6 protein-coding genes are annotated in these 8,038 nt (G+C 37.9%); 2 read left to right on the forward strand and 4 right to left on the reverse strand.

All coding sequences use genetic code 11. The features are described 5' to 3' along the window. The 3 genes from V7266_RS19370 to pssA all read right to left on the reverse strand — a co-directional run. Positions 1-658, reverse strand: a 658-nt coding sequence (locus tag V7266_RS19370; protein ID WP_335470054.1) for a response regulator transcription factor, incomplete at its 3' end; no start/stop codon positions are given. 43 nt (positions 659-701) lie between these two features. Then, positions 702-1,976, reverse strand: a complete 1,275-nt coding sequence (locus V7266_RS19375) for a DedA family protein (RefSeq protein WP_335470057.1) — start codon at positions 1,974-1,976, stop codon at positions 702-704. A gap of 250 nt (positions 1,977-2,226) precedes the next feature. After that, entirely contained in the window at positions 2,227-2,718 is a 492-nt protein-coding gene (gene pssA / locus V7266_RS19380; protein ID WP_335470060.1) for a CDP-diacylglycerol--serine O-phosphatidyltransferase, read from the reverse strand. 248 nt (positions 2,719-2,966) lie between these two features. On the opposite strand from pssA, the gene V7266_RS19385 reads away from it, so the two are divergent. Next, complete coding sequence (locus V7266_RS19385; protein WP_335470062.1) at positions 2,967-6,089, forward strand: efflux RND transporter permease subunit; 3,123 nt, start codon at positions 2,967-2,969, stop codon at positions 6,087-6,089. A gap of 177 nt (positions 6,090-6,266) precedes the next feature. Here V7266_RS19385 and V7266_RS19390 read toward each other — a convergent pair whose 3' ends face one another. Next, positions 6,267-6,722: a C40 family peptidase gene (locus V7266_RS19390; RefSeq protein WP_335470064.1), complete on the reverse strand. Its 456-nt coding sequence runs from the start codon at positions 6,720-6,722 to the stop codon at positions 6,267-6,269. Between the two features lie 260 nt (positions 6,723-6,982). Between V7266_RS19390 and V7266_RS19395 the strand changes: the two genes are divergently transcribed. Beyond that, complete coding sequence (locus V7266_RS19395; protein ID WP_335470065.1) at positions 6,983-7,963, forward strand: NADPH:quinone reductase; 981 nt, start codon at positions 6,983-6,985, stop codon at positions 7,961-7,963. Positions 7,964-8,038 lie beyond the last annotated feature (75 nt).

Raw genomic sequence — 8,038 nt, forward strand, 5'->3', positions numbered from 1 at the left:
TAATCGTATTAATTAACTGAAAAGAAAAACCTTCATCCATCTTTTTTCTTAATTGCCTAATAAACACATCGATGACATTCGTTTCTCCTTCGTATTCGTATCCCCAAACATTCATAATGATGCTCTCTCTTGTTACAACTTTATTTTTATTCAAGACTAAGTAAACCAGTAAATCATATTCTTTTGGGGTTAAGGTGATCCATTTTCCACTTCTTTTTACTTCTCGTGTGTCTGTGTTTATGACTAAGTCCTCAACCCTCAAAGCGGGTTCTTCCTCCAAAGATTCCTCTTGATCATAATATCGTAGACACGCACGGATCCGGGCTAACAATTCTTCAATTTCATAAGGCTTCGTGACATAATCATTCGCTCCATGGTCCAATCCTGCTACTTTATCAAATGTTGTATTTCGAGCTGTTAAAAGAATAACAGGTGTTCTCTTATTATCCTTCCTAAATCGCCTTAACACTTCTATTCCACTTACTCCAGGCAGCATTACATCTAATAAAATTAAATCTACGTCCGATTCCAAAGCGGTTTCTAATCCTGATTTACCGGTATGTTCGACTGTTACCTGATAACCTTCATACTCAAGCTCCATCTTTAATACACGAGCAATTTGAGCTTCATCTTCAATGACTAAAATATGTGTTTTCACCGTTCCCAACCCCTTCTACTCCTAAATAGGCAATTACTTCTATCTACTTTGCAATTACAAGTCTTAACATTTCAAACAACAAGAAGTTAAAAAATATCCAGACACCACCATATACATATCCTCCTATCAAATCACTCGGAAGTACGCTGGTAGATGCGATATTTACAATCGCTAGTCCCATTAAAAGGATTAAGACAAGTAATGGACCAAATAGGGCCACAAAATCCTTGGGAGTATGACGAGCAAGCAAAAATAGACAGGTTCCATAAATAATGATCAAAACGGTAGCATTAAAATCAGGAAAATTGGCGGAGTGAAATTTCCCAACAAACCCGAAGGATTGAAGATAAGTAAATACTTTAAACACCGTATCATGAAAAGGTTTGGCTCCTGCTATTGAAACTGCCAGTAATAGGAATTCAAGCCCTCTGTTTCGTCCCTTGCTCCAAATTCTGATCATGGTTACTGCTATTATGGAACCAAGTGCAATTGGAGTTTGAAATATGATAAATCCTTTCATCCAACTCATATAAATAGCGGAACGAATCAGGTACTCCGTAACTTTATTAAACTGGGTAAACTCATTATCTAAATAGTCTTGTGCCATTCCGAGCATCAGGGTAACCATCCCAATTAAAACGAAAGTAAGGATAATGAGAAAAATCTCAGTTGCCCTGATCGTATTAAGCCGCTGGATCAATCTTTTTAACGAATGAGTAAAAAATGCTTTGATTTGAACTTTATAATACCGATAAGCAATATAACCTATTACCAATACAACTAAAACAATAATGAATACGATTAAATATTTACTAGCTGCTTGATGGAAGCTCTCCCATTGTGGGCCCAATACCTTCCCCAGAGTAATAAAACAAATTCCCCATAAAAAAGCACCTGTATAGGCAGGAATAATGAATCTGCGAAAAGGCATTCTAGATATTCCAGAAATGTAACCAGTAAAATGCCGAATACCTGGTATGAAATAAGCAAACACAAGCAATTTACTGCCTGAACGTTCAAACCAAGCGGCTGTTTTTTTATATCTTTCTGGACCCATGTGAATAAACTTTCCGTATTTTTCAATTAGTCTATATCCTCCAGCTTTCCCAATCCAATAGGTTACGGTAATTCCAGCACCAGCTGCAAGAAAGACTGTCAAAAGGGCTAACATGTAATTCATTTTCCCCTGATAGACAAAGTATCCAGCGTAGCTCATTAAAAACTCACCAGAAATGGGGAGTGCCATGAGTTCTAGAAAAATCCCTATGAATAAGATTAGATAACTATGCTGTTCAAATAAAGTCATTAAATATGACATATAAATGCCCCCATTTTTATCAAAGGCTGTGTTAAACTTGGTTTTTGTTTCCTCCTCTAAGACAACCTTATAAAAAGAAATGCTAAAGTATAAAATCCCTCAACTTTAGACCTACATACAATTTAGCACGATAAATGCCTACATTTTCTAAGTTAATGAATTCTTAATCCTGTATTAAGGGAACTAAAAGGTTAAGAAAAAAAGCTATCCCATTTTGAATGGTTAATAGCTTTTTACACAGGAACCACTATTAAAGTTTTTTCACCCTGATGGGACTTACCATTAGGAGAGCGAGTAGTAAGGTAATCCAGGCATTGCTATATAAAAAGAATCCCATACCCGCCAAAGGTAATCCTGCCGCTGGAATAGGTAATCCACTGAAAAACCCGATGGTGGGTTTAACATTGAACTTAGCTAATCTTAAAGCCCCCATCATAGGGAATAGAATAAAAGCTAAAGATGTTAAAATCGATGGTGCAGCGATCGAATGAAATAAAAGAGCAGGGGCAACACCGAAGCTCACAATATCAGCTAAGGAATCCAATTGAACACCAAACTCACTGTTCACTTTTAATTTTCTGGCAACCCGTCCATCTACTAGATCGAAAACAGCAGAAAAGAATATTAAAACGGCGGATACCTCTAAAAATCCACTCATATTACATGTAATGGAAAGAACACCGCACAATAAATTTCCAATCGTAAAAAAATTAGGTACAGTCTTTACTATCTTTTTAAACATGCAGATCCCACCTCCAATCGGAAATTTCTACTTTTACTTAATATACCCACTCAATTTCATGAAATAGCACGAGATGTAAATTTATTGCTTATATTAATCAAATCTTAATGTTTTACTAAGGGAACCCAAAAGGTTGTTTTATATACTTTAACTGCCCAATTCAATTTCAATACATTTTTTTATATTCTCAACAGAAAAAGATAAGGTTATTTGGGTTTAGTAATAGAAACAGATTGGGGATGAAAAACATGAAAAAATTAGTAGAGGCAACTATGCAAAGAGCTATTCTTATGATTGTATGTGTTGTCATCATTTTGGCTTGGGGAGGGATTTCTGCTTACCAGATGCAACGAGATTATTTGCCTGGAATTAATAATACAACCCTCTCTGTCAGTATGAGAGTGCCTGGTTTTCAAGCAGAACAAGTAAAACAGCAAGTGACCGATAATTTGGCAAGTGCTGTTAAAGTAGTCGACGGACTTTCGAATGTGGAAAGCACATCCTATGATGGCGGTTTGTTTATGAGTTTGTATTTCCCTATGGATACAGACATGAAAATGGCAGAAGATCAAGTAAACAAAGCGTTGGCAAATGCAGATCTTCCGACAACTATTACAAGTACACCGTCAGTAACACGATTAACCACTAGTTCGTTCCCGATTTTGACTTACAGCGTAACAAGTACAAAATTGGATGAACAAACGTTACGTTCCACTGCGACACAGGAAATTGTCAAGCAATTAAAATCGGTTCCTGGTGTATCAGATGTATCCGTCATTGGTGGAGCAAAAGATGGATATGTGTTAACGATCCGCATGAAAGACCTTGTGAAAAACGGATTAACATTGGATGATGTGAATAAATCATTTGCGTTAGCTGTTCCGTCCATGCCACAAGGGAATATTGTAAACAATCAGTTATCCATACCAGTATCGTTCGAAGGTTTACCATTAACAGTGCAACAAATGGAAAAAGCAACGATTAAGAATAAAGAAGGAAAGGTGATTCCTGTATCAGCGTTTGGGACCATTACTCATTCTTTAAACGACGTTAAAACGGTTTCTAGAACAAATGGCGCACCAAGTGTTACTTTAAATGTAATCAAGACACCATCAGCGAATATAACGGATGTGTCTGAACAAGTAAAAGACCGTGTGGCACATCTTCATTTGGATACCGTAAATCCAAATGATGTTACGTTTAAAATTCTACTCGACCGAGAAAAAGAATTAAACAACTCTCTATTCGGATTGGTTCGAGAAGGTTTACTAGGCTGTTTATTCTCGATGATTTGTGTGTTCTTCTTCTTCCGAAATGTTAGAAGCACATTATTAATTGCGATCTCACTGCCAATTTCATTACTGGCAACAACGGCCTTCTTAAAATCAATGGGGATCACTTTAAACATTTTAACCGTTTCAGGTTTAATAGTAGCGATGGGTCGTATAGTCGATGACTCGATTGTTATCTTAGACAATATGTATAGAAAGCGCGAAGAAAATAAGGACCAATCTCTACTTTCTATTCTCGCCTCTTCTGTTGTTGAAATGATTCCAGCAATCTTAGGATCTACGTTAACAACAATTGCTGTTTATATTCCAATTGCTTTTGTTGGCGGGGTAATAAGTGCCTCATATAGCGGGTTTGCTTGGTCTGTTGTCATTGCCTTAATCATCTCATTCTTTGTTGCGATGCTGGTTATTCCTGGCCTTGCTTTCATGGGATGGAAAGGCAAAAACGGGGAAAAACAAACGGTTAAACTTGATTCAAAAATGAAACCAATTCTTCAATCTGCTTTTAAACATAAGAAAGCAATGATTATTGTATCGGTCTTAGTCTTTTTAGCTGCTGGTGCATATTCAGCATTTCTTCCAGTAAGTTTATTACCTAGTGGAAAAATTGGACAAATTGCCATTAAGGCAGAGCTTCCAAAAGGAAGCACACTAATTCGAGTAGATTCTGAAGTGCAAAAAATCGAAAAAACATTAAAGAAAAATCCTAAAGTTGCGGCATATTCATCCAATTTCGGGTCAACTATGACACCTCAAAGTGATGATGTGTTTGACCAAGGCGGAGGATATATCACCTATCCAAACGTGGCTAACTTAGCAGTTGTATTGAAGAATGATAAAGATGCTGATTCTGTGATTAAGCAATTACAAAACCAGCTTCCGGCATTATCTAAGGATGTTACTTATACGGTAACAAGCCAGAACATCTCTGGTGATGATTCTCAAATGCGTATTTTATTTACTGGTTCGGACCAAGCAACACTGGATCAGGTAGCTCAAAAGGCAAGAACAGAGCTATCGAAAGTGGCCAGCCTAAGTGTTGATGGAAAAGTGGATTTAACGAATGGAGCGCCTAAGTACAAAGTGACCTTTGATCAAAAAGCGATCCAGGAGAAAGGCGTAAAAGTACCGGATATTTTAACAATCATTAACCGTTATATGTCGGCTTCAAAAGATGCGACAATTACGGTTGATCACCAAGCACTACCTGTTGACCAATATTTGGATCAAATCGCAACTGGAACCAATTCGGCTATCACTCTAAATGCCTCAGCGGACGATGTTTTAAGATCTCTTTCTGCTGAAACATTCCCTGGAAGTAATGGTGAAATGATTCGCTTTGACCAAATTGCTAAAATTTCAAAGGATACCACTCCTTCAACAGTAAGCGAAAGAGATGGTCAACCATTCTCGCTTGTGACAGCACAGATTACCTCCAATGATATTAGCAAAGTGTCAAGTCAAGCGGAGAAAGCGTTAAGCAGCATGAAACTTCCTAAAGATGTCACCTATTCATTGGGAGGAATCACTGGACAAGTTAAACAAATGATTTTCGATATGTCAGTTGCCGTTGCCTTCTCTATCCTTTTAGTATTATTAATCACTTCTTCTATTTTCAAAGGATGGAGAGCACCATTATCTGTACTGTTAAGCATACCACTAGCCTTAAGTGGTGTGGTTATTGCCTTAATTTTATTCCACGGAGAATGGAATTTGGCTGCCTTAATCGGTATTTTAATGCTTACAGGTATTGTAGTAACTAACGGTATTGTGTTAATTGACAAGATTGAACGAAATCGAAAAGAAGGAATGCCTGTTAAAGAAGCTGTATTAAATGGGAGTCTTTCAAGGATTCGCCCCATCTTAATGACAGCTGCAGCAACAGTCCTTACACTGCTGCCACTTGCTTTTTCACACAATGCCGATACCGTCATTTCTCAAACGCTCGGTATTGTCGTAATTGGCGGCATGGTCACATCAACCATTAACAGCTTTATGATTATCCCAATTATTTATGAATGGCTGCATAAAAAATCGGCAGTACAAAACCTAAATACGATTAATCAAAGCAGTATTTGATAATTTCGAGCAAAAGTAACAAGGCACCTCTGATATAGGTGCCTTGTTCTTCTATTTAGTTTTGATGTCAACTTCTGCTAAATTTTACGTTTCTAGCAACTGCCAAAATTCTATTACAGGATAGGTTTTTACGAAAAGAAAAATACTATAAAAAAAGACCATCGTCACGATGGTCCTTTAAACTCGCTTGGCTCCAATATATCTAGCATGCCAATATGGGTTGCTTGTATAGGTGATGATAACCCCTTTAGATGAGGATGCCATGATCATTTTCCCGTATCCGATATAGATGGCAACATGTGTTGGGGCACTTGCTTTATTCGGTCCATAGAACAATAAATCACCAATCTGCAAGTTAGATGGTCGATATCCGTTTCCATAGTACATTTGGGCAGCAGTGCGATTTAGTGTTCTTCCCGCTTTTCCGTAGGAATACTTCACAAGACCTGAACAGTCAAATCCGCTTGGCGACATCCCGCCCCATTTGTAAGGAACTCCGATATTAGATTTTGCAATCGAAATAGCTGCTGTATGATAATTATAAGTTGCTGCTTCCGCTTTTTCACCCTTGGCGGCGAACAAAGAGCCACAAGAAGCTAAGATGGTAAAGGCTACGATGAATTTCTTTAACATGTTTGTTACCTCCTAGTGTGATTTGATAGGTTCACTATACTAGAAAGGTATAACAGACACATCACAGCAATATGATAATTTCATTACAAAGTAATTCTAATATAATTTTAAAACACTAGATTATTAATCTTTAGCATGTTCAGCGGTGTATTCTTTTTCCTATTAATATTAAATAGATTATTAATCATCTCAGAACCAAACCTAGATATTACTGTGAATGTACTCTTTTGATATATAATAACTACGAGGAGGTTGATACCATGAAAGCAATTCAAGTTACACAATTTGGCGGGCCTAAAGAATTAGTATATACAGACGTAGAGGATCTCGTAGCAGGAAAGGGACAGATATGTGTTCGTTTATATGCGGCGGGCGTCAATCCGAGTGATACTTACACATTAACAGGTACATATGCGTTTAGTATACCTCAGCTCCCTTATACACCAGGGTTAGACGGTTCTGGGATTGTGGAGGCGATTGGAGAAGAAGTCACAAATGTTCGTGTGGGCGATCGTGTATTTATTGCGTCCTTAGTGAAAGGTCATAGTACAGGCACATTTGCACAAAAAGTAGTATGTGACGCAGCCTTAGCTCATCCATTACCAGAGCATGTATCTTTTGAACAAGGTGCCGCATTAGGGGTACCTGCATTTACAGCCTATCGTGCACTATTTCAACGTGCCTGTCTGAAGCCTGGTCAAACCGTACTTATTCATGGTGCTAGTGGCGGAGTTGGATTACAGGCTGTGCAAATGGCGAAATCTCACGGTGCTAAAGTGATTGGAACAGCTAGTAGACATGAGGGTAAAAAATTGGTGCAGCAAGCTGGTGCAGATTTTGTCATTGATCATGTGAAAGAAGCAACGATTGAAGATGTGCTAGCCTTAACAGGTGGCAAAGCTCCTGATGTCATTATTGAGTTTTTAGCAAATAAGAATTTAGAAACAGATTTAAAGCTGATTGCCCCATTTGGTAAAATTGTCATAATTGGTAATCGTGGTTCAATTGAAATAAACCCACGTCTTGCCATGCAAAAGGAATGTGATATTTTAGCAACAGCTCTTTGGAATGCACCAAAAGAGGAATATGAACAAAGCATTCATGGTGTCATTGGCATGCTGACAAGTGGTGCACTCCGTCCCATTATCGGGACAACTTTGCCCCTTCAGCAAGCATCGCAGGGCTTTGAACAAGTAGAAAAAGGCTTAGGAAATGGTAAACTTGTTTTAATCATTGACTAATCATTCAAAAATGTATTTAACGTAAAAGGGGCGATGCTAAAAGGAAGCATCGCCCCTTTTTTGAACTTCCCTCCC

This window comes from Neobacillus drentensis, assembly GCF_036965645.1.
GTDB classification, from domain to species: domain Bacteria; phylum Bacillota; class Bacilli; order Bacillales; family Cytobacillaceae; genus Neobacillus; species Neobacillus drentensis_D.